Below are 1,751 nucleotides of genomic sequence, written 5' to 3' on the forward strand. Positions count from 1 at the left end.
GCCCGCCCGCCCCGCCGTCGTCGCGGCCCCGCCGCCCCCGCTGCCGCCGGTCCTCCCCCCGCCGGTCGTCACCCTGCTCGGCCTGGCCGCCGCGGTCGTCGTGCTCGGCGGCATCCGCGCGGCGCAGGAGCTGGCCGCGCCGATCTTCCTGGCCTTCGTGCTGTCGATCGCCGTCTACCCGCTGCAGGCATGGCTGCGCCGGCTCCGGCTGCCGGGCTGGCTGGCGCTCACGCTCACCGTGCTCGTCACCTACGCGGCCCTCACGGCGTTCGCCGGGGCGCTCCTGCTGTCGGTGCTCCAGTTCGCCGACCAGGCGCAGGGCTACCGCGACGAGGTCGTCGACCTCGTCGCGCAGGGCGAGGACCTGCTGCTCGAGGCCGGCGTCGACCAGGCCCAGATCAACGACGTCATCTCGCAGGTGGACATCAACCAGGCGTTCTCGCTGGCGCTCGGCGTCGTGCAGGGCGTCACCTCGCTGCTGTCGAACCTCGTCTTCGTGCTCGCCCTGCTCTTCTTCGTCCTCATCGACGCCGGGGGCGTGCACACCAAGCTGGCCGCCGTCGCGGCGCTGCGCCCCCGGGCGGCCGAGGCGCTGCACGGCTTCACCCACGGCGTGCGGCAGTACCTCGTGGTGACGGCCGTGTTCGGCTTCGTCGTCGCCGCGCTCGACGTCGTGCTGCTCATGGTGCTCGGCGTGCCGCTGCCCCTGCTCTGGGGGCTGCTGGCCTTCCTGGCCAGCTTCGTGCCCGTCATCGGGCTCGTCGTCGGCCTCGTCCCGCCGGTGGTCATCGGCCTGCTCGACGGCGGCCCCGCCACCGGGCTGTACGTGCTCATCGGCTACCTGGTCATCAACAACACCATCGACAACGTCGTGAAGCCCAAGTTCGTCGGCGACGCCGTCGGGCTCAGCATCACCGTGTCGTTCCTGTCGCTCGTGGTGTGGGGCTTCGTGCTGGGCCCGCTCGGCGCGCTGCTCGCCATCCCGGCCTCGCTGCTGGCCCGTGCGCTGCTGGTCGACCGCGACCCCCGGAGGGGCTGGGTGGGCATCATGGTCGGCGACGAGCCACCGCAGGGCGAGGACCTGCGGCGGCTGTCGGACGAGGCCCAGGAGCTCGACCGGCGCGAGGGCCGCTCCCGCTGACGCGAGGCCGCTCCCGCTGGGACCCCTAGGGGTGCGGCCAGGCGTTGGGCAGGCAGCCCTGCAGGCCGACGGTCTGCTGGAGCATGACCGGTGCCGGCTCGCCGTCCGCGGGGCAGGGCACGTGCCCGTTCCCCAGGTAGTGGCCCAGCTCGTGGTTGACGACGTAGCGGCGGTAGCCGTCGACGTCGTCGCCCCACGTGGTCGCGCCGCGCGTCCACCGCCGGGCGTTGAGCACCACGTCGTCGCCGTTGCGGCACGACACCTCGCCGCGGGTGCGCAGCGGCGCGCACATCCGGTCGGTGGTGTCCGGGCTGGCCACGACGATGCGGGCGTCGGGGTCCGCGTCGACCCGCTGCAGCGCCCATGCCCCGTCGCCGGTCCACGAGCGGGGGTCGGCGAGGACCTCCTCGACGACCCCGGCGACCTCCGCCGGGTCGAGCGGGAGCCCGCCCTCCACCTCGACGGTGTAGCGGACCAGGCGGCCGTCGCCCACCTGCTCGCCCGTGCCCGGGGCCACCGCGAAGCTGCCGTCGCCCGCGCGGGGCACCTCGACCGGGACGGCCGGTGCCGCGGCGGGTGCACCCGCCGCGGCAGCGGTCGGGGTCGGCGC

The 1,751-nt window shown here is 75.0% G+C and carries 2 protein-coding genes; one reads left to right on the top strand and one right to left on the bottom strand.

All coding sequences use genetic code 11. The annotated features are described in order from the left end of the window. Nucleotides 1–1,141, top strand: a 1,141-nt coding sequence (locus WCS02_RS20120; protein WP_340296082.1) for an AI-2E family transporter, incomplete at its 5' end; no start/stop codon positions are given. 25 nt (nt 1,142–1,166) lie between these two features. Here the strand turns inward: WCS02_RS20120 and WCS02_RS20125 are convergent. Further along, nucleotides 1,167–1,751 (bottom strand): DUF3152 domain-containing protein (locus tag WCS02_RS20125; protein ID WP_340296084.1); only part of this gene is annotated, 585 nt, incomplete at its 5' end.

The organism is Aquipuribacter hungaricus (assembly GCF_037860755.1).
Taxonomy (GTDB): Bacteria; Actinomycetota; Actinomycetes; order Actinomycetales; family JBBAYJ01; genus Aquipuribacter; species Aquipuribacter hungaricus.